This window comes from Nitratireductor alexandrii (genome assembly GCF_004000215.1).
In the GTDB taxonomy this organism is placed as follows: Bacteria; Pseudomonadota; Alphaproteobacteria; order Rhizobiales; family Rhizobiaceae; genus Mangrovimarina; species Mangrovimarina alexandrii.
The window spans coordinates 24,069-49,494 of sequence record NZ_RBVY01000004.1; the positions used below are offsets into that span (position 1 = coordinate 24,069).

A 25,426-nucleotide genomic window follows, 5' to 3' on the forward strand; every position below is an offset into this window, starting at 1 on the left:
CTCCCTCCCCGCGAGGGGGAGGGAGAGACATCCGTTATTCGGCCCACTTCACGTCGGTCAGGTCGGTTGCCTGCACCGGCGAGTTCTCCCACATGCCTTCGAGCTTGGCGTCCCACACGCCGATCTTGGGCAGCTGGAACAGGTAGCCGTTGACGGCGTCCTCGGCGATGATCGTCTGCGCCTTGGCGTAGAGTTCGTTGCGCTTGGCCTGTTCGGAGGTGACGTCCAGCTCGGCGATCACGGCGTCGAATTCGGGATTGTCGTACTGGAAATAATAGTCGTCGCGCGCATAGATGCCGATATCGTTCGGCTCGGTATGCGACACGATCGTCAGGTCGTAATCCTTGGCCTTGAACACCTGGTCGAGCCATTGCGCCCATTCCACCGGAATGATCTCGAGCTCGATGCCGACCTCGCGCAATTGCGAGGCCACGATCTGGCCGCCGTCGCGCGCATAGGACGGCGGCGGCAGCTTCAGCGTCGCCTTGAAGCCGTCTTCGAAACCGGCTTCCTTCAGCAGCGCCTTGGCCTTTTCCACATCGTGCGGATAGGTGCCGGTCAGGTCGACATAGGCCTCGTTGCCGGGCGAGAAATGCGAGCCGATCGGCGTGCGGAAGCCGGAGCCGTTGCCGGCGATGATCGCCTCGCGGTCGAGCGCGTGGGCGATCGCCTGCCGCACCTTGAGATTGTCGAACGGCGCCTTCTTGTTGTTGGTCGAAAGAATGGTCTCGCCCTCGGTCGAGCCGACCACCACGACAAAGCGCGGGTCGGCCTCGATCTGGGGCAGGGCGTCGCCGGCCGGCATGTTGGGGAAGGCGTGTACGTCGCCGGTCAGAAGCGCCGGCACGGCGGCGGCCGCGTCGGGAATGATGCGGAATTCGACCGTGTCGAGCGCGACCGGCTCGCCCCAGTAGCCCTCGGCCTTCGACAGGGTGATCGAGGAGCCCTTGGCCCAGTTGTCGAACTTGAACGGCCCGGTGCCGACCGGGTTTTCCTTGTTGCCCTCGGCCGATTCGGACGCCACGATCACCGCGTCGCCCCAGCCCAGATTGTACAAAAACGAGCCCTGCGGCTGTTTCAGCGTCACCTTGACCGTGGTCGGATCGACGATTTCGACCGTGTCGATGGCCGCGAAAAGCCCTTTTTGGGCGTTGGTGGAGTCTTCCGCCATCGCGCGCTCGAGCGAGAACTTGACGTCCTCGGCGTCGAAAGCGCTGCCGTCGTGATAGGTCGCGCCGGCGCGAAGCTTGAAGGTGTAGACCTTGCCGTCGTCGGAAATCTCCCAGCTCTCGGCCAGGGCCGGCGCAACCTCGCCGCCGCGGCCGATCCGCGTCAGGCCCTCGAACACGTTGGCGTAGACGATCTCGTCGATCGCCGCGGCCGCGCCCGCCGTCGGGTCGAGATGCGGCGGTTCCAGCACCACGCCGACAACCAGGTCGGTCTTCGCGGCGAACACGGACGTGCTCGAGGCCAGCGCAAGGGCCGTCGCGGCCAGGACGGATTTCCACATTGTCATCGGTCTTGCTCCCATAGCGGTTCGGATTGGATCAAAGCGCGAAATCGCGCGTGAGTAAATCGCGTTTGTGGCCGCAAGGCTTGCCATGCCCTCAGCCGCGGCCGCGCAGCCGCGCCGCCACCAGCGCCAGATAGCACACGAAGAACAGCGCCAGCGACCACGCGAAGCCGTGCGCGCCCAGAATATCCATGCCGATGCCGGTCACCTGCGGCCCGACCAGCATGCCGAGCCCGTAGCAGAACACGAAGGCGGCGTTGGCCGAGGCGAGGTCACGCCCTGTCAGGCGCGCCCCGAGATGGGCAAGCCCCACCGTGTAGAGCCCGGCCACCACGCCGCCCCACACGAACAAAACCGCGGCCACCACATACCAGTCGAGCGACACCATCGGCAAAACGATCATGCCGGCGAGCCCGATCGCCGCGCACACCGCCAACAGGGTGCGCCGGTCGGCCATGCGGTCGCTGATCATGCCGATCGGAATCTGCAGCAGCACGTTTCCAAGCCCGATCATCGTCAACAGCAGCGCGGCGTCGGCCTCCGAATAGCCGATCCGGTTGCCGTAGACGGGAAAAAGCGCGAACCCGCCGGTCTCCACCGCGCCGAACACCAGCACCGCCGCGGTCGCGGTCGGAACCAGGAAGACATAGCTCAAGAAGCTGCCGCGACGGGCCGCGCCGCCGATGGCCGGGCTTTCGCGCCAGGCCGCGACCACCGGCACCGCCGATGCCAGCGTGATGGTGAAGCCGACCACGAACGGCAGGATGCCGTCGCTGCCCAGGCGCGAAAACAGCCACGGTCCGAAGGCGAAGCCCAGCGACAGCACGGTGGCGTAGATGCCCAGCACCAGGCCGCGCTTGTGCGGCGGGGCCGAGGCGCTGATCCAGAATTCCGACAGGATGAACAGCGCGGTGATCGCCGCATGCAGCACGACGCGCAGCGGAAACCACATCCAGAAATCCGTCGCGAAGTAAAACCCGATAAAGGAAAAGGCGCCGGCCACGATCGCCACCAGCATGGTCGCCACGACGCCGAACCGCGCCGCGATCGGGATCGCCAGCGGCGCCATGGCGATCGAGGCGAGACCGGCTACGCCGGTGTTGAGCCCGATCGCGGTGGCCGAGAAGCCGCGATTTTCCAGGATCACGCTCAGCAGCGGCACGCCCAGGCCGATCGCCATGCCCACGGCGCTGATCGAGGCGATGGCCGCGCCGAGCGCCAGCCAGCGCACCGTTTCGATTTCCTCGTCCGCCGCAGCGCCCCCCGCCATCGTGCTGATTTTTCCGCCGGTCAGATCATGGCCCGCACGAAGCGGTTGTGAAGCATGCGGTAAAACGGCACCTCGCGGCCCGGCTCGAGCTCGGGGTCGTCTTTCAGCCGGGCCTGCAATTCGTCGAGCACGGTGCGCGTGATGGCGGGAATATCGGCCTCTCTGGCCTGCGACAGCGGCAGCCAGACCAGCTCCTCGAGCTCGTTGGTCGGCCCGCCATCGTCGAGCTCGCAGGCGACGTCGGAGCGCCAGGCGGCCAGGAAGCGGGTGTCGAAGCGCCGCACCCTTCCGGGCGGGGTGATGGCGCGGGCGACGAAGCGCAGCCGGTCGAGCGCCGGTTGCACGCCGTGCTCGGCAAAACCCTGCCAGCCGGAATGCCGGGTCTGGAAGGCTTCGCGCCGCCCGATCAGCAGGCCGGCCTCCTCGTAGGCCTCGCGGATCGCCGACAGCGCGATGGCGCGTGCCCGGGCCGGGGTGGCGCGTGCGCCGGTGCCGGCGATGCGCTGCTCCTCGTCCGGATGCAGCGGCGCGGCGATCGCCACGCGGCTGTCGGTCGGGTCTGTGCGGCCGCCCGGAAACACGAATTTGCCCGGCATGAAGGCGTGCGCCCGGTGCCGCCGGCCGAGCAGGACGCGGGTTTCGGCGCCGTCGCGGTCGAGCAGGATCAGCGTTGCGGCGTCGCGCGGGCGCATCGGCTTGCCGCCGAGGGCGAAATCCTTCGATTCGACCCGGTCCACGTCGGCCCGGCTCATGCCGTCCTTCACGTTCCGGCTCTCCCGCTTGCGCCCGCTCATAATTCCGGATGGGTCTCGAGTTCTTCGGCGGGCCCGCCGAAACCGTGCATGCGCAGCGCCCATTGCAGCCCCACGACCGCGCCCTTGGTCGGTTGCAGCAGCGCCAGCGCCGACAGGATCGTGATCGGCACCCAGATCGCCAGATGCTGCCAGGTCGACAACGTCGTCGTCGCTTCCACGCCCATGAAGGCGCCCACGATCACGTGGCCGACGACGACCACGACCAGATAGGCCGGCAGGTCGTCGGCGCGGTGATGGTGAAATTCCTCGCCGCAGGCATCGCAGCGTTCGGCGGTGCGCAGGAAGCGGGCGAACATGCGGCCTTCGCCGCATTTGGGGCAGCGCCCCAGAAAGCCGCGCTTCATCGCCTGCCACAGCGGCCGGTCGGTTGTCTTTGTCGCGGCCGCGCCGCCGAATTTCCGTGCGTCCATCTATGTTCTCCTGTCGCGGGCCCGGCTGGTGCGCCGCGATGATCGTGTGTGTGCCCGGTTTTTCGCCTTGTGGAAGGAGCGTGTGGCCGGTGGCAGGGGGCGCGCGTCGCTGAGCATCTCGAAGCGCAGGGCGCCCGCCAGCGGCGCGACCTCGACCAGCCTGACATCGACCCGGTCGCCCAGGCGGAAACCTTTCGAACTCCTGTCGCCGACGAGCGAATGCGCCGTTTCATCGTATATATAGTAGTCGCCACCGAGCGACGACACCGGTATGAAGCCATCCGCGCCGTATGCCGGCAATTGGACAAATAGTCCCGCCTTGGTCACGCCCGACACGCGCGCCTCGAACGTGTCGCCGCGGCGGGTGGCCAGATGGCCGGCGATCAGCCGGTCGACCGTGTCGCGCTCGGCCGCCATGGCGCGGCGTTCGGCCGCCGAGATCAGGGCGGCGATGTCGTCCAGCCGCGCTTCTTCGCCCGGCGTCAGCCCGTCCTTGCCCAGCCCCAGCGCGGCGATCAGCGCCCGGTGGACGATCAGGTCGGCGTAGCGGCGGATCGGCGAGGTGAAATGGGCGTAGCGTTTCAGATTGAGGCCGAAATGGCCGATATTGTCGGGCGCGTATTCGGCCTGGCTTTGCGAGCGCAGCACCACCTCGTTGACCAGTTGTTCGTGGTCCTCGCCGCGCACGCGCTCCAGAATGGTGTTGAACTGCGCCGGGCGCAGTTGCGCGCCGCGCGCCAGCGACAGGCCGAGCGTTTTCAAAAACTCGCGCAGCGATTCCTGCTTGGCCAGCGAGGGCGCGTCGTGGGTGCGGTAGACCAGGGCCTGGCGCTTGGCCTCCAGCGTCTCGGCGGCCGCGACATTGGCCTGGATCATGAACTCCTCGACCAGCTTGTGCGCCTCGAGCCGCTCCGGCACCATGACGCGATCGACCTTGCCCTCGTCGTCGAGCAGGATCTTGCGTTCCGGCAGGTCGAGTTCCAGCGGCTTGCGGGCCGTGCGTCCGCGTTTGAGCACCGCATAGGTCTCCCACAGCGGTTTCAGCACGGTGTCGAGCAGCGCCGCCGTCTTGTCGTCCGGGGCGCCGTCTATGGCGGCCTGCGCCTGCGGATAGGCGAGCCTGGCCGCCGAGCGCATCATGACGCGGTGGAAGGAATGTCTGAGCTTGCGCCCGTCGGCGGCAAACACCATGCGCACCGCCAGCGCCGGTCGGTCCTCGCCCTCGCGCAGCGAGCACAGATCGTTGGAGATGCGCTCGGGCAGCATCGGCACCACCCGGTCCGGAAAATAGACCGAATTGCCGCGTTTCTGCGCCTCGCGGTCGAGGGCCGAGCCGGTGCGCACATAGGCCGCGACATCGGCGATCGCCACCGTGGCGACCACGCCGCCCGGATTGGCCGGATCGTCGTCGGCATGGCCGCAGACGGCGTCGTCGTGGTCTTTCGCATCGGCCGGGTCGATGGTCACCAGCGCCGCGTCGCGCCAGTCCTCCCGGCCGGCCATGCCCGCCGGTTCGGCGGCCTCGGCCTCGCCCAGTACCTCGGCGGGAAACACATGCGGAATGTCGTGCGCGTGCAGCGCGATCATCGACACCGCCTTTTCGCTGGTCAGCGACCCGATCACGGCGAGCACCTTGCCGCGCGCCGGGCCGTAGCGGTTCGGGCGGCGGGTTTCCAGTTCGACAAGGTCGCCGGTTTCGGCGCCGTTCAGGAAGGACGCGTCGATCTCGACTTCCGGCTGGCGCCGTTCGACCGGCTGGGCGACAAAACCCCCGTCCTCGCGCTTGGCGATCACGCCCAGGATGGCGTCGCGGCGCTTGTCGAACACCTTCATCACCCGCGCGGTATAGGCGGGCCCGTCCGGCCGCTCGCGCATGAAAAGACGCGCCAGAACGCGGTCGCCGACGCCTGCCGTGGTCGCCTTGCCGCCGCGCGCCTGACCGACCGAGATCACCACGGGCTCCCCGTCTTCCTCGCGGCTTTCCGACGGGCGGGCCAGCAGGCCGCCATCGGCATCCCGGCCAAAGATGTCGAGCACGGCGACCGGCGGCAGCGCGCCCGGCCGGCTCAGCTTCTTGCCCTGCTTGGCCAGCAGGCCCTCGGCCTCGAACTCGCGCAGCAACTGCTTCAGCCAGATCCGGTCCTGGCCCTTGAGCTTGAAGGCCTTGGCGATATCGCGCTTGGTCGCCCGTTCGGGATTGTCGGCGATGAAGCGCAGCACGTCCTCGCGCGCCGGGCGGGCGACGTCCTTGCCGCCGCCTGGTTGGGATCCTTTCGCGCCGCGGCTCACGAAGCGTCCGATGGGCCGCCCGCCTTGGCGGTTTTCTTGGTCTTCGCGCCGGTCTTGCCGGCGGCGGGCTTCTTGGCCTTGCTTGTCTTCTTCGCGCCGCCCGACTTTGTCTTGCCGGCCCGTTCGGCGATCAGCGCGACCGCCTCCTCGAGCGTGACGCTGGCCGGATCCTTGCCTTTCGGCAGGGTGGCGTTGACCTTGCCGAAATTCGCGTAAGGCCCGTAGCGCCCGTCGCGCACGGTCACCTTGCCGCCGCCGTCTGGATGGTCGCCGAGATCCTTCAAAACCGTGGCCGCGCCGCGCCGCGCGCCGCCCTTGGCCTGCTTTTCGGCCAGCACCGTGACGGCCCGGTTGATGCCGACGCTGAAGACGTCCTCGACCGATTCGAGATTGGCATAGGTGCCGTCATGCAACAGGAACGGCCCGTAACGGCCGATTCCGGCCGAGATCATTTTTTGCGTCTCGGGATGTTGGCCGACATCGCGCGGCAGCGACAGCAGCGCGAGCGCGCGCTCCAGGTCGATCGTGTCCGGCGTCCAGCCCTTGGGCAGGCTGGACCGTTTGGCCTCCTTGCCTTCGCCGCGCTGAACATAGGGGCCGAACCGGCCCGATTTCAGCGCGATCGGCTCATCCGTGTAGGGATCGACGCCCAGCGCCTTGTCGCCGGTGTCGCCGCTCGCGCCGTTGCCGTCGGCGCCGTCGCCGAGCTGGCGCGTATAGCCGCATTCGGGATAGTTGGAGCAGCCGACGAAGGCGCCGTAGCGTCCGAGCTTCAGCGAAAGCTGGCCGGTGCCGCAGCGCGGGCAGGCGCGGGGCTCGCCCCCGTCCTCGCGGGCCGGAAACACCAGCGGCGCCAGTTCCTCGTTGAGCGCGTCGAGCACCTCGGTGACGCGCAGTTCCTTGATGTCGGCGACCGCGGCCGAAAAATCGCGCCAGAATTCGCGCAGCACGTCCTTCCAGGCGAGCTTGCCGTCGGAAATCTCGTCGAGCTTTTCCTCCAGCGCGGCGGTGAAGTCGTATTCGACGTAGCGCTCGAAAAAGCTTTCCAGAAAGGCGATCACCAGCCGCCCCTTGGCCTCCGGGATCAGCCGGCGCTTGTCGATCTCGACATAGCCGCGATCCTCCAGCGTCTTCAGCGTCGCGGCATAGGTCGAGGGCCGGCCGATGCCGAGCTCTTCCATCTTCTTGATCAGCGAGGCTTCCGAATAGCGCGGCGGCGGCTCGGTCGTGTGCTTGGTGACATCGATTTTGTCGCGGGCGACGCTCTCGCCGGCCTCGATCTGCGGCAGCCGGCGGTCCTCCTCGTCTTCGCTGTCCTCGTCGCGCCGGTCGGCATAGGCGGCCAGGAACCCGTCGAACTTGACCACCGAGCCGACGGCGCGCAGCCCCGCCATGCGGGCGCCCTCGCGCGCCTCGATCTCCACGGTCGTGCGCTCGATCTCGGCGGCGTTCATCTGGCTGGCGATGGCGCGTTTCCACACCAGGTCGTAAAGCCGCGCCTGGTCACTGTCCAGGATCGCGCGCATCTGCTCCGGCGTGCGCGAGAAATCCGTCGGGCGGATCGCCTCGTGCGCCTCCTGGGCGTTCTTGGCCTTGGTCGAATAGACCCTGGGCTTGTCTGGCACGTAGGAGGCGCCGAACGTGTCGGCGATCGCGCCGCGCGCGGCCTCGATCGCCTCCGGCGCGATCTGGACGCCGTCGGTTCGCATATAGGTGATCAGGCCGGTGGTTTCGCCGTCGACGTCCAGGCCTTCATAAAGCCGTTGCGCGACCTGCATGGTGCGCGAGGCCGAAAATCCCAGGCGCGAGGAGGCCGCCTGCTGCAGCGTCGAGGTGGTGAAGGGCGGCGGCGGGTTGCGGCGGGTGGGTTTGGCTTCGACGTCGGCGACCGTGAACGAGGCCGCGTCCAGCATCGCCTTGATGGTGTCGGCCTGCTCCTGGCTGTCGATGTCGAGCTTTTGCAGTTTTTTGCCGTCGAAGGCGGTCAGCCGGGCCTCGAAACCTTCCTGGCGCGGCGTCGTCAGGCTGGCGGCGATCTGCCAATAGTCCTGGCGCACGAAACGCTCGATTTCCGCCTCGCGGTCGCACACCAGCCGCAGCGCCACCGACTGCACGCGCCCGGCCGAGCGGGCGCCGGGCAGCTTGCGCCACAGCACCGGCGACAGCGTGAAGCCGACCAGATAGTCGAGCGCCCGCCGGGCGAGATAGGCGTCGACCAGCGGCACGTCGATGTCGCGCGGATTGGCCATCGCGTCGAGCACGGCCTTTTTTGTGATCGCGTTGAAGACCACGCGCCGCACGGGCTTGTCCTTCAGGGCGCGTTTTTGGCGCAGCACCTCCAGCACGTGCCACGAAATGGCCTCGCCTTCGCGATCCGGGTCGGTGGCGAGCACCAGGCCGTCGGCCTCCTTGACCGCCTTGGCGATATCGCTCAGCCGCTTGGAGGCGGGGCCGTCGACTTGCCAGGACATCGAAAAATCCTCGTCCGGCAGCACCGAGCCGTCCTTGGCCGGCAGGTCGCGCACATGGCCGAACGACGCCAGAACCTTATAATCCCGACCGAGATATTTGTTGATTGTTTTCGCCTTGGCCGGCGATTCGACGATGACGACGTCCATATCTATGCGATGTCCCTGTGGCGCCGCCGGCGCCGGAATGTGTCCGTGCACGCCGTTCTTGGGCCAAATCAGTGCGTCACATGGCGGGGCTTTCGGGCGGGGTCAAGTCCCGGCACCCAAATTGGAGCTTCGGCAACCAGGGATTTGCATCGGGGTGCGCGCATGGAGATTTACAACCCAAAGTGACGATGCTAAGTGTAGTTGTAGAAGTGCAAAAAGGGCGACAAGTCGTCGCCAGGCAGGCCCTGCCGGGGCGGATCGCCCTTGTGCCGACGCATACTTCAACGCACGGATCAACGACTATCGAAACGGACCAACGATTATCGAATAAGAAAAACAAAAGGTGCTGGCCATTTCGCAATGACGCAGAACCGGACCTACCGCAGAACCGAGACGCTGGACTTCATGCAGTCTATGCTGGCACAGTTGCGGACCATGGCCGAGGCGGAACAGTTGGAAATGCTCGCATATCTGATCGAAATGGCCTATGTCGAAGCCAGCGACATCAATCGCGGCGAAAGATCCCGGCGCAACAATGGCGGCGACGACCCCTATTCGAGCCCGCACGGCACGCGCCGGCAATAATCCCGCAATAGTTTTGTCGAGGCGCCGTCGCGCCGCCGGGCCTGTCCTTCCGGATTGACGGCCGGCCGGCTTGTGTCGCCGTGACGCGGCGGCGATAGGCGGTGTTTCGCCGTCCAAATCGGTGGAGCGGTCAAAAAGATCGCCTTGGGGGCTTGATCCGGAGTTCCCCTCGCAGCATGTATGCGCCGCAATCGGATCAGCAGAAAGATTAAAGGTTGGAATTGAAGAAGCAGGACAAGGATTTCGTCCAAAGACGCAACGACGCGATGGCCGCCAAGGCCGCGCTTCTGGAAAAGTTCAAGAACAGACCCAGCGAAGACGACCCGGCCGTGCAGGCGCGTATCGCCGAGCGCAAGGCGATTGCGGAGGCGCGTGAACAGCGCCGCAAGCAACGTGAAGCCGAGCGGCAGGCCAAGCGCGCCGAGGAAGCGCGCCTGAAGGCCGAGCGCGAGGCCGCGCTCGAGGCCGAGCGACTGGCGCGCGAGGAAGAAGAGCGTCGTCTGGAGCAGCAACGCCGCGCCGAGGAATTGGCCAAGCGTGCCGAGAGCCTCGTCGACGACGCCGCCCTCAAGGCTAAGCGTGACGCGCGTTACGCCGCCCGCAAGGCGCGGGTGCGCAAGATCGGCTGAGGTCCGCTCTGCGGCGGCTCCCGGCTGTCGCGGTCGACTATCCCCGTCGTTTGGCGCACGGTCCGAAGACCGGCGTGGCGATCGCGGTCGCCGCGCGTCTTGGCGTTGGCGCGGGCTCGGCCGAGCCGGCCTCAGCCTGACCGCAGCGCGTCGGCCAGCGGGTCGGCCAGGTCGCCCTGCGCCCGCGTTTCGACGCGCTCCAGGCCCAGCCAGTGCGCCAGGCTGCGCAGTTCGCCGGCCAGCGCCTCGGCGGTATGGGCCGGCGCGTGCGGCTCTGCGAAGGCGGTATTGACCCGCAGCGTCGACGCCGCGCGGTCGGCCTTGACGCAAAGGCGCGCCACGATCGCTTCGCCGAGCCGGAACGGCAGCACGTAATAGCCGTGCACCCGCTTGTCGGCTGGGGTGTAGATCTCGATGCGGTAGCGGAAGCCGAACAGTCTTTGCGCACGCCCGCGTTCCCACACAAGCGGATCGAACGGCGCCAGCAGTGCCTGGCCGCCGACCCGTCGCGGCGTGCGCGCATCCTTGGTCAGGAAGGCTTTCTGCGACCAGCCCTCCACGCGCACCGGCAGCAGGTCGCCGGTCTCGACCAGTTCGTCAAGCCGCGGGTCGGCGTCTTTGGGCGACAGCCGGAAATAGTCGCGCAGATCGGCGGCCGTGGCCACGCCGAGCCCGCGCGCCGACACGCGCAGCAGATGGCGTATCGCGTCGGCCGGCTCGGGTGTTTTGGCGTCGTGGATCGCGGCGGGAATGACCCGTTCGGGAAGGTCGTAGCAGCGCTCGAACCCGCGACGCGTCGCGGTCGTGATCCGGCCGACCCAAAAAAGCCATTCCAGCGCCTGTTTGACCTCACTCCAGCCCCACCAGCCGCCGCTGCCCTTCTGATCCTCGAAATCGGACGCCGCGATCGGTCCGCGCGCGGCGACCTCCTGGTAAATGCGCTCGATATAGGCGCGGTTTTCCCGCGCGAACGCGGCCAGGCCTTTGTAGATGCCCTGGTTGCGGCGCGCCTTGTCCATCCGCCACTGCATATAGGGCCACATCTCCACCGGCAGCAGCGAGGCTTCGTGCGCCCAATATTCGAACAGCCGGCGCGGCCGCTTCCAGGCGGCCCGATCGATCAGCGCCATCGGGTAGGGGCCGAGCCGCGAGAAGGCGGGCATGTAGTGCGCCCGCACCACGGCGCTGACGGAATCGATCTGCAACAGGCCGGTATGGCGCAGCACCCGGCCTATCGGCCGGAAGTCGCCGACCTGTGGCGGTCGCGAATCGGCAAAACCCTGGGCGGCGAGTGCGATGCGCCGGGCGGCGGCGAGCGACAGGCTGTCTTTCATGATGCGCGGCATGGTTTCCGGGGGCGATGACGGTTCGTGCGACGAGACGACGCGTATGCCCTCCCGTCAACCCGAAAGCGGCGGCGGCGCGGCCGTCTGCTGCCAATCCTGTCATCAGGCCCGGTGCGGGCTTGTGGCGCGCCCCGCCGTCCGCCTCGCGGTTGGGGGGCGAGGCGGGCTACCGCGATTTTGCCAAGGTTTGACTTGCTTCGCTGTGATGGCTGCGCTAACCGTCGCCGCGTTGCAACATGAGCATGAACTCCGTCGCGTCGCCCGACGATTTTCGGCGCCTTGAGCGCGCCGAAGGGCGGCAAAAGGCGCGGAAAGGCTCCGGAAGGCTGGGCAATGAACGAACTCCTCGTTTCATATCTCCCGATCGTGATTTTCATCGGCGTGGCGCTTGTCATCGGCATTGCCCTGCTGGCGGCGCCCTTCATCGTCGCCTACCAGAACCCGGATCCCGAAAAGCTCTCCGCCTATGAATGCGGCTTCAACGCCTTCGACGACGCGCGCATGAAGTTCGACGTGCGGTTCTATCTGGTATCGATCCTGTTCATCATCTTCGACCTCGAGGTCGCGTTCCTGTTTCCCTGGGCGGTGTCGTTCGGCGAGATCGGCTGGCTCGGCTTCTGGTCGATGATGGTCTTCCTTGCCGTCCTGACGATCGGCTTTATCTACGAATGGAAAAAGGGAGCGCTGGAATGGGATTGACCTCCGGTTCAGACACCCTCGTCGCCCCGCGGCCCAAGGGCATCATCGATCCGAACACGGGCAAGCCGATCGGCGCCGACGACGCGTTTTTCGGCGACATCAACAGCGAGCTGGCCGACAAGGGTTTTCTCGTCACCTCTTCGGAATCGCTCGTCACCTGGGCGCGCACGGGGTCGCTGATGTGGATGACCTTCGGCCTGGCCTGCTGCGCGGTCGAGATGATGCATGTGTCGATGCCGCGCTACGACGCCGAGCGCTTCGGCGTCGCCCCGCGCGCCAGCCCGCGCCAGTCCGACGTCATGATCGTGGCCGGCACGCTGACCAATAAGATGGCGCCGGCGCTGCGCAAGGTCTATGACCAGATGCCCGAGCCGCGTTACGTCATCTCGATGGGCTCGTGCGCCAATGGCGGCGGCTACTACCATTATTCCTATTCGGTGGTGCGCGGCTGCGACCGGGTGGTGCCGGTCGACATCTACGTGCCCGGTTGCCCGCCCACGGCGGAGGCGCTGCTTTACGGCATCTTGCTTCTGCAAAAGAAGATCCGCCGCACCGGCACGATCGAGCGCTAGATTTCGGGATCGGCAAATGAGCGAAGCGCTGAAAGACCTGGCCGCCTACGTGTCCGAACGCCTCGACGGGCGTATCGAGGATGCTGTCGTGGCCTTCGGCGAACTCACGCTGACGGTGGCGCCGGGCGACGTGCTGGAAGTGCTCGCCTTCCTCAAGCGCGACGTCCAGTGCCAGTTCGTCTCCATGATCGACATTTGCGGCGTCGACTATCCGGCGCGCGAAAAGCGCTTCGACGTGGTCTATCACCTGTTGTCGCCGCGCCAGAACCTGCGCGTGCGCCTTCGTGTCATGACCGACGAGGACACGCCCGTTCCCTCCGCCACCCCGGTCTATCCGGGGGCGGACTGGTTCGAGCGCGAGGCCTACGATCTCTACGGCATCCTGTTTTCGGGCCATCCCGACCTGCGCCGCCTGTTGACCGATTACGGCTTCGAGGGCCATCCCCTGCGCAAGGATTTTCCGCTCACCGGCTTTGTCGAGGTGCGCTACGACGACGAGGCCAAGCGCGTCGTCTACGAGCCGGTCGAATTGAAGCAGGAATTCCGCAATTTCGACTTCCTCTCGCCCTGGGAAGGCACCGACTACGTGCTGCCCGGCGACGAGAAGGCCAAGTGATGGGGATGAACCGCCATGGCGCGCCTTGTCGTCCTTATCCTTCTCGCGGCGATCGTGGTTGGCGCGGTGTGGTATGTGTGGACGCGGATCGCGGGTCGGCCGTTCGTCAACGACACGGTCGGCAAGATTTTGGTGGCGTTGACCGTCGCCGGTCTGGCGCTGTGGCTGTTTGGCGGCGGCGCGCTGTTCGGGCAGGGGTGATCGGCCGATGACGACGCTCAGCGGACAATGTCTTTGCGGCGCGGTGCGTTTTACCGCCACCCCGGTCGGTGAGACCATGGGTGTGTGTCATTGCGGCATGTGCCGGCGCTGGACGGGCGGCACCTTCATGTCGACCGACTGCGGCTCGAGCGTGCGCTTCGAGGCCGAAGAGGCGCTCGGCCGTTATCGCGGCTCGGATTGGGGCGAGCGGCTTTTCTGCCGGTCCTGCGGCGCGACCCTTCTGTGGCAGACCCAGGACGGCGCCAACCAGCACGTGTCGATCCACGCTTTCGACGATCCGGAGGCGTTCCGCTTCGACAGCCAGATCTTTATCGATCGCAAGCCCGCCAATTACAGTTTCGCCAACGAGACGCGCACCATGACCGAGGCCGAAGTTTTCGCGCTGTTTGCGCCGAATTCCAGCGAGGGCGCGCAATGACCGAGCATTCCGTCCGCAACTTCAACATCAATTTCGGCCCGCAGCATCCCGCCGCGCACGGCGTTCTGCGCCTGGTGCTGGAGCTCGACGGCGAGGTGGTCGAGCGCGTCGATCCGCATATCGGCCTTTTGCATCGCGGCACCGAAAAGCTGATCGAGCACAAGACCTATCTGCAGGCCGTGCCTTATTTCGACCGGCTCGACTATGTCGCGCCGATGAACCAGGAACACGCCTTCGCGCTCGCCGTCGAGCGGCTGCTCGAGATCGAGGTGCCCAAGCGCGGCCAGGTGATCCGGGTGCTGTTTTCCGAGATCGGCCGCATCCTGTCGCATCTGTTGAACGTCACCACCCAGGCGATGGACGTCGGTGCGCTCACCCCGCCTCTGTGGGGCTTCGAGGAGCGCGAAAAGCTGATGGTGTTTTACGAGCGCGCCTGCGGGGCGCGCATGCATGCCGCCTATTTCCGCCCCGGTGGCGTGCATCAGGACATTCCCGACCAGCTCGTCGAGGACATCGGCAACTGGATCGATCCGTTCATGACCACGGTCAAGAATCTCGACGATCTCCTGACCGACAACCGTATCTTCAAGCAGCGCAATGTCGACATCGGCGTGGTCAAGCTCGACGACGCCTGGGACTGGGGTTTTTCCGGCGTCATGGTGCGCGGGTCGGGCGCGCGCTGGGACCTGCGCAAGGCGCAGCCCTACGAATGTTATTCGGAGATGGAGTTCTCGATCCCGATCGGCAAGAACGGCGATTGCTACGATCGCTATCTGATCCGCATGGAGGAGATGCGCCAGTCGGCCGCCATCATGCGCCAGTGCGTCGACCGGCTGCTCGGCACGCAGAAGACCGGGCCGGTTTCCAACACCGACGGCAAGGTCGTGCCGCCCAAGCGCGCCGCCATGAAACGGTCGATGGAAGCCCTGATCCATCATTTCAAACTGTATACCGAGGGCTACCGGGTGCCCGAGGGCGAGGTTTATGCCGCCGTCGAGGCGCCGAAGGGCGAGTTCGGCGTCTATCTCGTCTCCGACGGCTCCAACAAACCCTATCGCTGCAAGCTGCGCGCGCCGGGCTTTGCCCATTTGCAGGCGATGGATTTTCTGTGCCGCGGCCACATGCTGGCCGACGTCTCCGCCGTTCTCGGTTCCCTCGACATCGTTTTCGGAGAGGTCGACAGATAATGAGCGTCCGCCGTCTCGCAGAGCCAGCCGTTCAGCCAGCCGCCTTCGCCTTCAACCGTGCGAACGCGGCGGAGGCGAAGAAATGGGTCAAGAAATATCCCAAGGGGCGTGAGCAGTCCGCCGTCATCCCGCTTTTGATGATCGCCCAGGAGCAGGAGGGCTGGGTCACGCGCGCCGCGATCGAGACGATCGCCGACATGCTCGACATGCCCTATATCCGCGCGCTCGAGGTTGCCACCTTCTACACTCAGTTCCAGTTGAAGCCGGTCGGCACCCGTGCCCATATCCAGGTCTGCGGCACGACGCCGTGCATGCTGCGCGGCTCCGAGGCGCTGATGCAGGTGTGCCGCGACAAGATCCACCCCGAGCCGTTCCACACCAATGCCGACGGCACCTTGTCGTGGGAAGAGGTCGAGTGTCAGGGCGCGTGCGTGAACGCGCCGATGATCATGATCTTCAAGGACAGCTACGAGGATTTGACGCCCGAGCGGCTCGGCGAGATCATCGACGCCTTCGCGGCCGGCAACGGCAAGGACGTCAAGCCCGGCCCGCAGACCGAGCGTTTCTTCTCCGCGCCCGAAACCGGTTTCACCAGCCTGACCGACGAGAAGGCGGTTTTGAAGGCGACGCGCGCCAAGCCGTCCGCGTCGCGCAAGGCCAAGGGCGATCCGGTGCCGCCGTCGAAGTCGGCAAAGCCGAAGACCGACGCCATCGAGACCAGCCCGGCGGTCAAGACCCCGTCCAGGGTCAAGGCGAGCGCCAATGGCGAGAAGGCGGCCAGCGTGTCGGCGCCGAAGGCCGATCGGCGCGCGGCCAACAAGGCCGAACCCGCCGTGGAGGGGGCCGACAAGCCGCGCAAGGCCCGCACGGCCCCCGCCAAGTCGGCGAGCGCCAAGCCGCAAAAACCGTCTCTGCTCGACAAGGACCGCCCGATCGGCATGGAGCGCCCGGCCGCCCCCGACGATCTGCGCCTGATTTCCGGAGTCGGACCGAAGATCGAAAAGACCCTGCACGAGCTCGGCATCTTCACCTATGGCCAGGTTGCGCGCTGGACCAAGGCCGAGCGCGCCTGGGTCGACGGGTTCCTGAAGTTCCACGGCCGCATCGAGCGCGAGGAGTGGATCAAGCAGGCCAAGGCGCTCGCCAAGGGCGGCGAGGCCGAATATGTCCGCGTTTTCGGCAAGAAGCCGAGGTGAGGAGACAGTCATGCTGCAAGACAAGGACCGCATCTTCACCAATATTTACGGCCGCTTCGACACCTCGTTGAAGGGCGCGATGGCGCGCGGCCACTGGGACGGCACCAAGGGCCTGATCGCCAAGGGCCGCGACTGGATCATCGACGAGATGAAGGCCTCCGGCCTGCGCGGCCGCGGCGGCGCCGGCTTCCCGACCGGGCTGAAATGGTCCTTCATGCCCAAGCAGTCGGACGGCCGGCCGCATTATCTGGTCGTCAATGCCGACGAGTCCGAGCCCGGCACCTGCAAGGACCGCGACATCATGCGCCACGACCCGCATACGCTGGTCGAGGGCTGCCTGATCGCCGGCTTCGCCATGGGCGCGCATGCCGCCTACATCTATGTGCGCGGCGAGTTCATCCGCGAGCGCGAGGCGCTGCAGCGCGCCATCGACGAGGCCTATGACGCCGGCCTGCTCGGCAAGAACAACAAGAACGGCTGGGATTTCGACGTTTTTGTCCATCACGGCGCCGGCGCCTATATTTGCGGCGAGGAAACGGCGCTGCTGGAAAGCCTCGAGGGCAAGAAGGGCCAGCCCCGGCTGAAGCCGCCATTCCCGGCCAATGTCGGTCTTTATGGCTGCCCGACGACCGTCAACAATGTCGAATCGATCGCGGTCGCGCCGACCATCCTGCGCCGCGGCGCGGCCTGGTTCTCCTCCTTCGGCCGCCAGAACAATGCCGGCACGAAGCTGTTTTGCATCTCGGGTCACGTCGAGACACCCTGCACGGTCGAGGAGGAGATGTCGATTTCCTTCCGCGAGCTGATCGAGACCCATTGCGGCGGCATTCGCGGCGGCTGGGACAATCTGCTCGCCGTCATTCCCGGCGGCTCGTCGGTGCCGCTGGTTCCGGCGCACGAGATCGTCGACGCGCCGATGGATTTCGACGGGTTGCGCGACCTGAAATCCGGTCTCGGCACCGCCGCCGTCATCGTCATGGACAAGTCGACCGACATCGTGAAGGCGATCGCGCGGCTGTCTTATTTCTACAAGCACGAAAGCTGCGGCCAGTGCACGCCCTGCCGCGAGGGCACCGGCTGGATGTGGCGCGTGATGGAGCGGCTGGTGCGCGGCGAGGCGCAAAAGCGCGAGATCGACATGCTGCTCGACGTCACCAAGCAGGTCGAGGGCCACACGATCTGCGCGCTGGGCGACGCCGCCGCCTGGCCGATCCAGGGCCTGGTGCGTCATTTCCGCCCCGAGATCGAGCGCCGCATCGACGAGTTCTCGCGCAATGCCGATCGCGCCCGCCCGGCGCTGGCGGCGGCGGAATAAGGATCGACAAGACGTCACGGACACGCGCAGGAAGGGACGGGAAACGACCGGGGGAAACCGAAACGGAAGGAGACAGGCCATGTCGCCCTATTTCATGCCCCACGCGTTGCTGCCTGATGTGAAGGAAGTGAAAGCCGGATTGGAAAAGATGTCGCAGGATTTTTCCGAGCTGATGCCGAAGGAATTTCGCGGTGCCGTCAATCTGGCCGCGCATCCGCTGGCCGCCGGCGCGGCGATGACGGCGATCGGCATCGGCGTTGCCGGACAGGCTTTCGGCCTGTGGATGGGCGCTGTCGCCGGCTCGATGGAGGCGGCCAGGCGGATGTCCGAGCACGGCCTTGCCGGCGATGACGGGTCTGCCGGCGAACCGGCCTACAAGGCGCCGGCCTCGCCGCGCGCGCGCATGCGCGCCGCCGTCGAGACGCTGGCCGCCGATGTCGAGCATGTGGCCCGCGACCTTGCCGAAACCAGCGGCAAGGTGGCGCGCGCGATCGCCGACGACACGGCGCGGGTGAGCGCCGCCAAGGCGCGCTATGAGGACGCGGCGGCACCGGCGGCTGACACCGCCGCCGACGATCTCAAAGCGATTTCGGGCGTCGGCCCGAAACTCGAGCAGGTCTTGAACCGGCGCGGCATCCGCAGCTATGCGCAGGTCGCCGCGCTGACCGACGACGAGATCGCGCGCCTCGACGAGGCGCTCGGTTTCAAGGGCCGCATCGAGCGTGACGACTGGCGCGGCCAGGCGAAGAAACTGTCTGCCGGCAACGGCAACTAGGCGAAGGGCCGGGGGTTGCCCCGGCGATTGAAAGGCGAAACGGCGCTCGGCGTCGGGGGCACGAGATGACGAAACTCAAGGTCGACGGCAAGGAAATCGAGGTGCCCGATCACTACACGCTGCTTCAGGCGGCGGAGGACGCGGGCGCGGAAGTGCCGCGCTTCTGCTTCCACGAGCGGCTGTCGATAGCGGGCAATTGCCGCATGTGCCTGGTCGAGGTGAAGGGCGGGCCGCCCAAGCCGGCCGCCTCCTGCGCCATGGGCGTGCGCGACCTGCGTCCGGGCCCGAACGGCGAGCTGCCGGAAGTGTTCACCAACACGCCGATGGTCAAGAAGGCGCGCGAGGGGGTGATGGAGTTCCTGCTCATCAACCACCCGCTCGATTGCCCGATCTGCGACCAGGGCGGCGAATGCGACCTGCAGGACCAGGCCATGGCCTTCGGCGTCGATTCCTCGCGCTTCAAGGAAAACAAGCGCGCCGTCGAGGACAAATATATCGGCCCGCTGGTCAAGACGATCATGACGCGCTGCATCCACTGCACGCGCTGCATCCGCTTCACCACCGAGGTCGGCGGCATTTCCGAGCTCGGCCTGATCGGCCGCGGCGAGGATGCCGAGATCACCACCTATCTCGAAAAGGCGATGACCTCGGAGCTTCAGGGCAACGTCATCGATCTGTGTCCGGTCGGCGCGCTGACCTCCAAGCCCTACGCTTTTCAGGCCCGGCCGTGGGAATTGTCGAAGACCGAATCGATCGACGTCATGGACGCGGTCGGCTCGGCGATCCGGATCGACACGCGCGGCCGCGAGGTGATGCGCATTCTGCCGCGCGTCAACGAACAGGTGAACGAGGAGTGGATTTCCGACAAGACCCGCTTCGTGTGGGACGGCATCCGCACCCAGCGCCTCGACCGGCCCTATATCCGCCGCGACGGCCGGCTCGCGCCGGCGTCGTGGAACGAGGCCTTCGCCGCGATCGCCGAAAAGGTCGCCGCCGCCCCGGCCGAGCGCATCGGCGCGATCGCCGGCGATCTGTCGACGGTCGAGGAGATGTTCGCGCTCAAGCAGCTCATGGCCGCGCTCGGCTCGGGCAATATTGACTGCCGCCAGGACGGCGCCGCGCTCGATCCGAAAAAGGGCCGCGCCGGCTATCTGTTCAACCCCACCATCGAGGGCATCGAACAGGCCGACGCGCTGTTGATCGTCGGCGCCAATCCGCGCTTCGAGGCCTCCGTGCTCAACGCCCGCATCCGCAAGCGCTGGCGCATGGGCGGTTTTCCCGTCGGCGTCGTCGGCGAGGTCGGCGATCTGCGCTACGACTACGAGGCGCTGGGTTCCGGCGGTGAGGCGCTCAAGGAGCTCGCCGGCGGCAAGGGCAAGTTCTTCCAGGTCCTGAAGAAGGCCAAGCGGCCAATGGTGATCGTCGGGCAGGGCGCGCTTTCCCGCTCCGACGGCGCGGCGCTGCTCGGGCTCGCCGCCAAGGTCGCCGACGGGTGCGGCGCGCTCGGCGCGGACTGGAACGGGTTTGGCGTGCTCCACACCGCCGCCGCGCGCGTCGGCGGGCTCGATCTCGGCTTCGTGCCGCAGGCCGGCGGCAAGGGCGCGGCCGAAATGATGGGCGCGCTCGACGTCCTGGTCCTGCTCGGCGCCGACGAGTTCGACATGAACCGGATCGGCGACGCCTTCACCGTCTATATCGGCAGCCACGGCGATGCCGGCGCGCATCGCGCCGACGTCATCCTGCCGGGCGCGACCTACGCCGAAAAGTCCGGCACCTATGTCAACACCGAGGGCCGGGTGCAGATGACCAATCGCGCCGGCTTCGCGCCGGGCGAGGCCAAGGAGGACTGGGCGATCCTGCGGGCGCTGTCCGACGTGCTCGGCAAGAAGCTGCCGTTCGATTCGCTGCAGCAATTGCGCGCCGCGCTCTACCGGGACCATCCGCATTTCGCCGAGATCGACCGGATCGCCGCCGGCGACCCGGCCGATGTCGCCAGGCTGGCCTCCGCCGGCGGGCGCCTCAACAAGAGCGCGCTCACTTCCTCGGTGGCCGATTTTTATCTCACCAACCCGATCGCCCGCGCCTCTGCCGTGCTGGCGGAATGTTCCGCCATGGCCAGGGGCGGCTTCAAGCAGGCGGCTGAGTAAGGCATGACGATGGACCTCTTCTTCACCACCTACGTGCTGCCGGGGCTGATCATCGTCGGTCAGTCCTTGCTGGTCATCGTCGCGCTGTTGGTCTTCATCGCGTTCATCCTCTACGCCGACCGCAAGATCTGGGCGGCGGTGATGCTGCGGCGCGGTCCCAACGTCGTCGGCCCCTGGGGGCTGCTGCAGTCCTTCGCCGATCTGCTGAAATTCGTCGTCAAGGAGCCGGTGATCCCCTCGGGCGCCAACAAGGGCGTCTTCCTGCTCGCGCCGCTCGTTACCACCGTGCTGGCGCTGGCCACTTTCGCGGTGGTGCCGTTCGACGAAAACTGGGTGATCGCCAACATCAATGTCGGCATTCTCTACATCTTCGCCATCTCCTCGCTCGAGGTCTACGGCGTGATCATGGCCGGCTGGGCCTCGAACTCCAAATATCCCTTCCTCGGCGCGTTGCGTTCGGCCGCGCAGATGGTGTCCTACGAGGTCTCGATCGGTTTCGTCATCGTCACCGTGCTTCTGGCCGTCGGCTCGCTCAACCTGACCGACATCGTCCTGTCGCAGCGCGACGGTCTGGGCACCATGGCCGGTCTGCCCAACAGCTTCTTGGACTGGCACTGGCTCGGCCTGTTCCCGATGTTCGTGATCTTCTTCATCTCGGCGCTGGCGGAGACCAACCGGCCGCCCTTCGACCTGGTCGAGGCCGAGTCGGAGCTGGTCGCCGGCCACATGATCGAATATTCCTCCACGCCGTACCTGCTGTTCATGCTCAGCGAATACGTGGCCATCATGCTGATGTGCGCGCTGATGACGATCCTGTTCCTGGGCGGTTGGCTGCCGCCGTTCGATTTCGCGCCCTTCACCTGGGTGCCCGGAATCGTCTGGTTCATGCTCAAGATCTGCTTCGTCTTCTTCTTCTTCGCCATCGTGAAGACCATTGTGCCGCGCTATCGCTACGACCAGTTGATGCGCCTCGGCTGGAAGGTGTTTTTGCCGATCTCGCTGTTTATGGTCGTCGCCACCGCCGCCTTCCTGAAACTCACCGGACTGGTGGCATAGGATGGGCGCGGGCCTCATCGGCGCCCTTGTCGGGCTCGTGATCGCGGTAGCCGACCTCGCGCTGCTGAGGCTTTTGGCCGCGCGCGTCGATCTGCCGGAGACGAAGCGCGTCTTGAACGTCACCGGCCTGAGCCAGCTTGTGCTCTTGCCGATCGTGGGCTTTTTCATCGCCCCGTTGATTGCTGGAGAATAGTCATGTCAGCGCTCGCCCAAGCCGCAAAGTCGCTGCTTTTGAAGGAATTCGTCGGCGCGTTCTTCCTGGCCATGCGGCAGTTCTTCGCGCCCAAGCACACGCTCAACTATCCCCACGAGAAGGGGCCGGTGTCGCCCCGCTTTCGCGGCGAGCATGCGCTGCGCCGCTATCCCAATGGGGAGGAGCGCTGTATCGCCTGCAAGCTGTGCGAGGCGATCTGCCCCGCCCAGGCGATCACCATCGAGGCCGGGCCGCGGCGCAATGACGGCACCCGGCGCACGGTGCGCTACGACATCGACATGGTGAAGTGCATCTATTGCGGCTTCTGCCAGGAGGCCTGCCCGGTCGACGCGATCGTGGAGGGACCGAATTTCGAGTTCGCGACCGAGACGCGCGAGGAACTCTACTACGACAAGGACAAGCTGCTCGCCAACGGCGACCGCTGGGAACGCGAGATCGCGCGCAACATTGCGTTGGACTCGCCCTACAGATAGCCATTCGACATGGACGGGCGCGGACGGCTGGTCTAAGGACAACGCGGTTTTCGCCTGGCGCGAAAGGCCGGAATGATGCGGGGCGTTTCCCCGCTGCGGAGAATTGGGGGAACCCATGCTGACAGGACTCGAGGCGATCTTTTTCTATCTGTTCGCCTTCATCGCGGTGGCGGCGGCCTTCATGGTCATCGCCGCGCGCAATCCCGTGCATTCGGTGCTCTATCTGATCCTGACCTTTTTTAACGCCGCCGGGCTGTTCCTGCTCACCGGCGCCGAATTCCTCGCCATGATTCTGCTGGTGGTCTATGTCGGCGCGGTTGCGGTGCTGTTCCTGTTCGTCGTCATGATGCTCGACGTCGATTTCGCCGAGATGAAGCGCGGCGCGCTGCAATATGCGCCGATCGGGGCGCTTGTCGGGTTGATCCTGGCCGCCGAGATCGTCGTGGTGGTCGGCGGCTACGCCTTTGTTCCCGAGCTCGCCACCGCGGTCGCGCAGCCGACGCCGGCGCCGGACGTGCGCCACAACACGGCCGCGCTCGGCGACATTCTCTACACAGACTACATCTATTTCTTCCAGATCGCCGGCCTTGTCCTGCTGGTGGCGTTGATCGGCGCGATCGTGCTGACGCTCCGCCACAAGGAGGGCGTCAAGCGCCAGTCGGTCCCGGCTCAGGTGGCACGCACGCCAGAGACCGCGATCGAGGTCGTCGACGTGGAAACCGGCAAGGGCATCTGACGGGGGCAGTCATGACGATCGGTATCGCGCATTTCCTCACCGTCTCGGCCGTGCTGTTCACGCTCGGCGTGTTCGGCATCTTCCTCAACCGCAAGAACGTCATCATCATCCTGATGTCGGTCGAGTTGATCCTGTTGGCCGTCAACATCAACTTCGTCGCCTTCTCGGCGGTGCTCGGCGACCTCGTCGGTCAGGTCTTTGCCCTGTTCGTGCTGACGGTGGCCGCCGCCGAGGCGGCGATCGGGCTTGCCATCCTTGTCGTTTTCTTCCGCAACCGCGGCTCCATCGACGTCGAAGACGTCAACATGATGAAGGGCTGACATGTATCACGCCATCGTCTTTCTTCCGCTTTTCGGCTTCCTGATCGCCGGCCTGTTCGGCCGCTCGATCGGCGCCAAGGCGAGCGAATACATCACCTCCGGCTTTCTGGTGATCGCGGCCGTCCTGTCCTGGGTCGCGTTCTTCACCGTCGGCTTCGGCGATGGCGAGGCGTTCACCGTGCCGGTCATGCGCTTCATCCAGTCCGGCACGCTCGACGTGGCCTGGTCGTTCCGCATCGACACGCTGACCGTGGTCATGCTGGTCGTCGTCAACACGGTCTCGGCGCTGGTCCACATCTACTCGATCGGCTACATGCACCACGACCCGCACCGGCCGCGCTTCTTCGCTTATCTGTCGCTGTTCACCTTCGCCATGCTGATGCTGGTGACGTCCGACAATCTGGTGCAGATGTTCTTCGGCTGGGAGGGCGTCGGCCTTGCCTCCTATCTGCTGATCGGCTTCTGGTACAAGAAACCGACCGCCAACGCCGCCGCCATCAAGGCCTTCGTCGTCAACCGGGTCGGCGATTTCGGCTTCATCCTCGGCATTTTCGGCGTCTTCGTACTGTTCGGCTCGGTCAATTTCGACACCATCTTCGCCAACACCCAGTCGTTCATGCCGGCCGCCGAGGCGGCGGGCGAGGCGGGCGCGCAGGCCGGTTCGGTGCTGAATTTCCTCGGCTACGAACTCGACCGGCACGCCGCGTTGACGGTGGTCTGCCTGCTTCTGTTCCTGGGCGCGATGGGCAAGTCGGCCCAGGTGCCGCTGCACACCTGGCTGCCGGACGCCATGGAAGGCCCCACGCCGGTCTCCGCTCTGATCCATGCCGCCACCATGGTCACGGCCGGCGTGTTCATGGTCGCGCGCCTGTCGCCGATCTTCGAATTGTCGCACACCGCGCTCCTGGTGGTCACCTTCGTCGGCGCCTTCACCGCCTTCTTCGCCGCAACCGTCGGCCTGGTGCAGAACGACATCAAGCGAGTCATCGCCTATTCGACCTGTTCACAGCTCGGCTACATGTTCGTCGCGCTGGGGCTCGGCTTTTATTCCGCCGCGATCTTCCATCTGTTCACGCATGCCTTCTTCAAGGCGCTGCTGTTCCTCGGCTCCGGCTCGGTCATCCACGCCGTCTCCGACGAGCAGGACATGCGCAAGATGGGCGGGCTCAGGAAGCTGATCCCGACCACCTACTGGATGATGATCATCGGCACGCTGGCGCTGACCGGCGTCGGCATTCCCGCGACCGTCATCGGCACGGCCGGCTTCTTTTCCAAGGACGCCATCATCGAGGGCGCCTTTGTCGGCCACAACGCCATGGCCACCATCGCCTTCACGCTGCTGGTCGTGGCCGCCGTCTTCACCAGCTTCTATTCCTGGCGGCTGATCTTCATGACCTTCCACGGCAAGCCGCGCGCGTCTGCCGACGTCATGCACCACGTGCACGAATCGCCGCCGGTCATGCTCCTGCCGTTGTTCCTCCTGGCGGTCGGCGCGCTGTTTGCCGGCGTGGTCTTTTACGGGGCCTTTGTCGGCGACGGCTACGACGCGTTCTGGAAGGGGGCGCTGTTCACGCTGCCCGACAACCACATCCTGCACGACTTCCACGAGGTGCCGCTGTGGGTGAAGCTGTCGCCCTTCGTGGCCATGCTGTTGGGGCTGCTGGTCGCCTACCAGTTCTACATCCGCTCGCCGGAGACGCCCAAGCAGCTCGCCGCGCAGCACCGGGGCCTCTACGCCTTCCTGCTCAACAAATGGTACTTTGACGAGCTCTACGATTTCGTGTTCGTCAGGCCGGCCATGCGGCTCGGCCGCTTCCTGTGGAAGACCGGCGACGGCAAGGTGATCGACGGGCTCGGGCCCGACGGGGTCTCGGCCCGCGTCATCGACGTCACCAACAAGGTGGTCAAGCTGCAGACCGGCTATCTCTACCACTACGCCTTCGCGATGCTGATCGGCGTCGCCGCCCTCGTCACCTGGATGATGCTCGGGAGCTCGTTCTAAATC

Annotated in this window: 25 protein-coding genes; 18 read left to right on the forward strand and 7 right to left on the reverse strand. The window is 66.1% G+C overall.

Features of this window, described 5'->3' with window-relative positions:
• Positions 1 to 34 precede the first annotated feature (34 nt).
• The 6 genes from EP380_RS09590 to topA form a co-directional block, all read right to left on the reverse strand.
• Entirely contained in the window at positions 35 to 1,516 is a 1,482-nt protein-coding gene (locus EP380_RS09590) for an ABC transporter substrate-binding protein (protein ID WP_127598281.1), read from the reverse strand.
• Between the two features lie 91 nt (positions 1,517 to 1,607).
• On the reverse strand, positions 1,608 to 2,783 hold the full coding sequence (locus EP380_RS09595) for an MFS transporter (protein WP_127598283.1): 1,176 nt from the start codon (positions 2,781 to 2,783) through the stop codon (positions 1,608 to 1,610).
• A 20-nt stretch (positions 2,784 to 2,803) separates the two neighbouring features.
• Positions 2,804 to 3,577: an NUDIX hydrolase gene (locus EP380_RS09600; RefSeq protein WP_127598285.1), complete on the reverse strand. Its 774-nt coding sequence runs from the start codon at positions 3,575 to 3,577 to the stop codon at positions 2,804 to 2,806.
• Positions 3,574 to 4,008: a DUF983 domain-containing protein gene (locus EP380_RS09605; RefSeq protein ID WP_106569626.1), complete on the reverse strand. Its 435-nt coding sequence runs from the start codon at positions 4,006 to 4,008 to the stop codon at positions 3,574 to 3,576. The genes EP380_RS09600 and EP380_RS09605 overlap by 4 nt, the downstream gene beginning before the upstream one ends.
• A complete protein-coding gene (gene rnr, locus EP380_RS09610; RefSeq protein ID WP_127598287.1) occupies positions 4,009 to 6,297 on the reverse strand; it encodes a ribonuclease R in 2,289 nt (762 codons plus the stop codon). It lies immediately after the preceding gene.
• Complete coding sequence (topA, locus tag EP380_RS09615; protein ID WP_127598289.1) at positions 6,294 to 8,915, reverse strand: type I DNA topoisomerase; 2,622 nt, start codon at positions 8,913 to 8,915, stop codon at positions 6,294 to 6,296. The genes rnr and topA overlap by 4 nt, the downstream gene beginning before the upstream one ends.
• A 360-nt stretch (positions 8,916 to 9,275) precedes the next feature.
• Between topA and EP380_RS09620 the strand changes: the two genes are divergently transcribed.
• Positions 9,276 to 9,500 carry a hypothetical protein gene (locus EP380_RS09620; protein ID WP_106569623.1) on the forward strand — a complete coding sequence of 75 codons (225 nt, stop codon included), beginning with the start codon at positions 9,276 to 9,278 and terminating at the stop codon, positions 9,498 to 9,500.
• Between the two features lie 221 nt (positions 9,501 to 9,721).
• Positions 9,722 to 10,129, forward strand: a complete 408-nt coding sequence (locus tag EP380_RS09625; protein ID WP_106569976.1) for a DUF6481 family protein — start codon at positions 9,722 to 9,724, stop codon at positions 10,127 to 10,129.
• A 131-nt stretch (positions 10,130 to 10,260) separates the two neighbouring features.
• Here EP380_RS09625 and EP380_RS09630 read toward each other — a convergent pair whose 3' ends face one another.
• Positions 10,261 to 11,463: a winged helix-turn-helix domain-containing protein gene (locus tag EP380_RS09630; RefSeq protein WP_127598800.1), complete on the reverse strand. Its 1,203-nt coding sequence runs from the start codon at positions 11,461 to 11,463 to the stop codon at positions 10,261 to 10,263.
• A 345-nt stretch (positions 11,464 to 11,808) separates the two neighbouring features.
• Between EP380_RS09630 and EP380_RS09635 the strand changes: the two genes are divergently transcribed.
• From EP380_RS09635 to nuoL, 16 genes are all read left to right on the forward strand, one after another.
• A complete protein-coding gene (locus tag EP380_RS09635; RefSeq protein WP_106569622.1) occupies positions 11,809 to 12,174 on the forward strand; it encodes an NADH-quinone oxidoreductase subunit A in 366 nt (121 codons plus the stop codon).
• The gene (locus EP380_RS09640; RefSeq protein WP_106569621.1) at positions 12,165 to 12,746 is read left to right on the forward strand and encodes a NuoB/complex I 20 kDa subunit family protein; all 582 of its coding nucleotides are present in this window, start codon (positions 12,165 to 12,167) and stop codon (positions 12,744 to 12,746) included. Before EP380_RS09635 ends, EP380_RS09640 begins: the two co-directional genes overlap by 10 nt.
• A gap of 16 nt (positions 12,747 to 12,762) precedes the next feature.
• Positions 12,763 to 13,362 carry an NADH-quinone oxidoreductase subunit C gene (locus EP380_RS09645; RefSeq protein ID WP_106569620.1) on the forward strand — a complete coding sequence of 200 codons (600 nt, stop codon included), beginning with the start codon at positions 12,763 to 12,765 and terminating at the stop codon, positions 13,360 to 13,362.
• A 15-nt stretch (positions 13,363 to 13,377) separates the two neighbouring features.
• Positions 13,378 to 13,563, forward strand: coding sequence for a hypothetical protein (locus tag EP380_RS09650; RefSeq protein WP_106569619.1), 186 nt, complete (start codon positions 13,378 to 13,380; stop codon positions 13,561 to 13,563).
• Between the two features lie 7 nt (positions 13,564 to 13,570).
• On the forward strand, positions 13,571 to 14,002 hold the full coding sequence (locus EP380_RS09655; RefSeq protein ID WP_106569618.1) for a GFA family protein: 432 nt from the start codon (positions 13,571 to 13,573) through the stop codon (positions 14,000 to 14,002).
• A complete protein-coding gene (locus EP380_RS09660) occupies positions 13,999 to 15,189 on the forward strand; it encodes an NADH-quinone oxidoreductase subunit D (RefSeq protein WP_106569617.1) in 1,191 nt (396 codons plus the stop codon). The genes EP380_RS09655 and EP380_RS09660 overlap by 4 nt, the downstream gene beginning before the upstream one ends.
• Entirely contained in the window at positions 15,189 to 16,385 is a 1,197-nt protein-coding gene (locus EP380_RS09665) for an NADH-quinone oxidoreductase subunit E (RefSeq protein ID WP_106569616.1), read from the forward strand. The genes EP380_RS09660 and EP380_RS09665 overlap by 1 nt, the downstream gene beginning before the upstream one ends.
• A gap of 10 nt (positions 16,386 to 16,395) precedes the next feature.
• The gene (nuoF, locus tag EP380_RS09670) at positions 16,396 to 17,700 is read left to right on the forward strand and encodes an NADH-quinone oxidoreductase subunit NuoF (protein ID WP_106569615.1); all 1,305 of its coding nucleotides are present in this window, start codon (positions 16,396 to 16,398) and stop codon (positions 17,698 to 17,700) included.
• Between the two features lie 79 nt (positions 17,701 to 17,779).
• Entirely contained in the window at positions 17,780 to 18,475 is a 696-nt protein-coding gene (locus tag EP380_RS09675; RefSeq protein WP_238719811.1) for an NADH-ubiquinone dehydrogenase, read from the forward strand.
• A gap of 65 nt (positions 18,476 to 18,540) precedes the next feature.
• Positions 18,541 to 20,622 (forward strand): NADH-quinone oxidoreductase subunit NuoG, encoded by a 2,082-nt coding sequence (gene nuoG, locus EP380_RS09680; RefSeq protein ID WP_127598291.1) that lies wholly within the window; start codon positions 18,541 to 18,543, stop codon positions 20,620 to 20,622.
• Positions 20,623 to 20,631: 9 nt separating this feature from the next.
• Entirely contained in the window at positions 20,632 to 21,678 is a 1,047-nt protein-coding gene (nuoH, locus tag EP380_RS09685) for an NADH-quinone oxidoreductase subunit NuoH (RefSeq protein ID WP_127598802.1), read from the forward strand.
• A 1-nt stretch (position 21,679) separates the two neighbouring features.
• A complete protein-coding gene (locus tag EP380_RS09690) occupies positions 21,680 to 21,871 on the forward strand; it encodes a hypothetical protein (RefSeq protein WP_127598293.1) in 192 nt (63 codons plus the stop codon).
• A 2-nt stretch (positions 21,872 to 21,873) separates the two neighbouring features.
• Positions 21,874 to 22,365, forward strand: a complete 492-nt coding sequence (gene nuoI / locus EP380_RS09695; RefSeq protein ID WP_106569611.1) for an NADH-quinone oxidoreductase subunit NuoI — start codon at positions 21,874 to 21,876, stop codon at positions 22,363 to 22,365.
• 115 nt (positions 22,366 to 22,480) lie between these two features.
• The gene (locus tag EP380_RS09700) at positions 22,481 to 23,101 is read left to right on the forward strand and encodes an NADH-quinone oxidoreductase subunit J (RefSeq protein ID WP_127598295.1); all 621 of its coding nucleotides are present in this window, start codon (positions 22,481 to 22,483) and stop codon (positions 23,099 to 23,101) included.
• 11 nt (positions 23,102 to 23,112) lie between these two features.
• Positions 23,113 to 23,421 (forward strand): NADH-quinone oxidoreductase subunit NuoK, encoded by a 309-nt coding sequence (gene nuoK / locus EP380_RS09705; protein WP_106569609.1) that lies wholly within the window; start codon positions 23,113 to 23,115, stop codon positions 23,419 to 23,421.
• 1 nt (position 23,422) lies between these two features.
• Entirely contained in the window at positions 23,423 to 25,423 is a 2,001-nt protein-coding gene (nuoL, locus tag EP380_RS09710) for an NADH-quinone oxidoreductase subunit L (protein ID WP_127598297.1), read from the forward strand.
• Positions 25,424 to 25,426 lie beyond the last annotated feature (3 nt).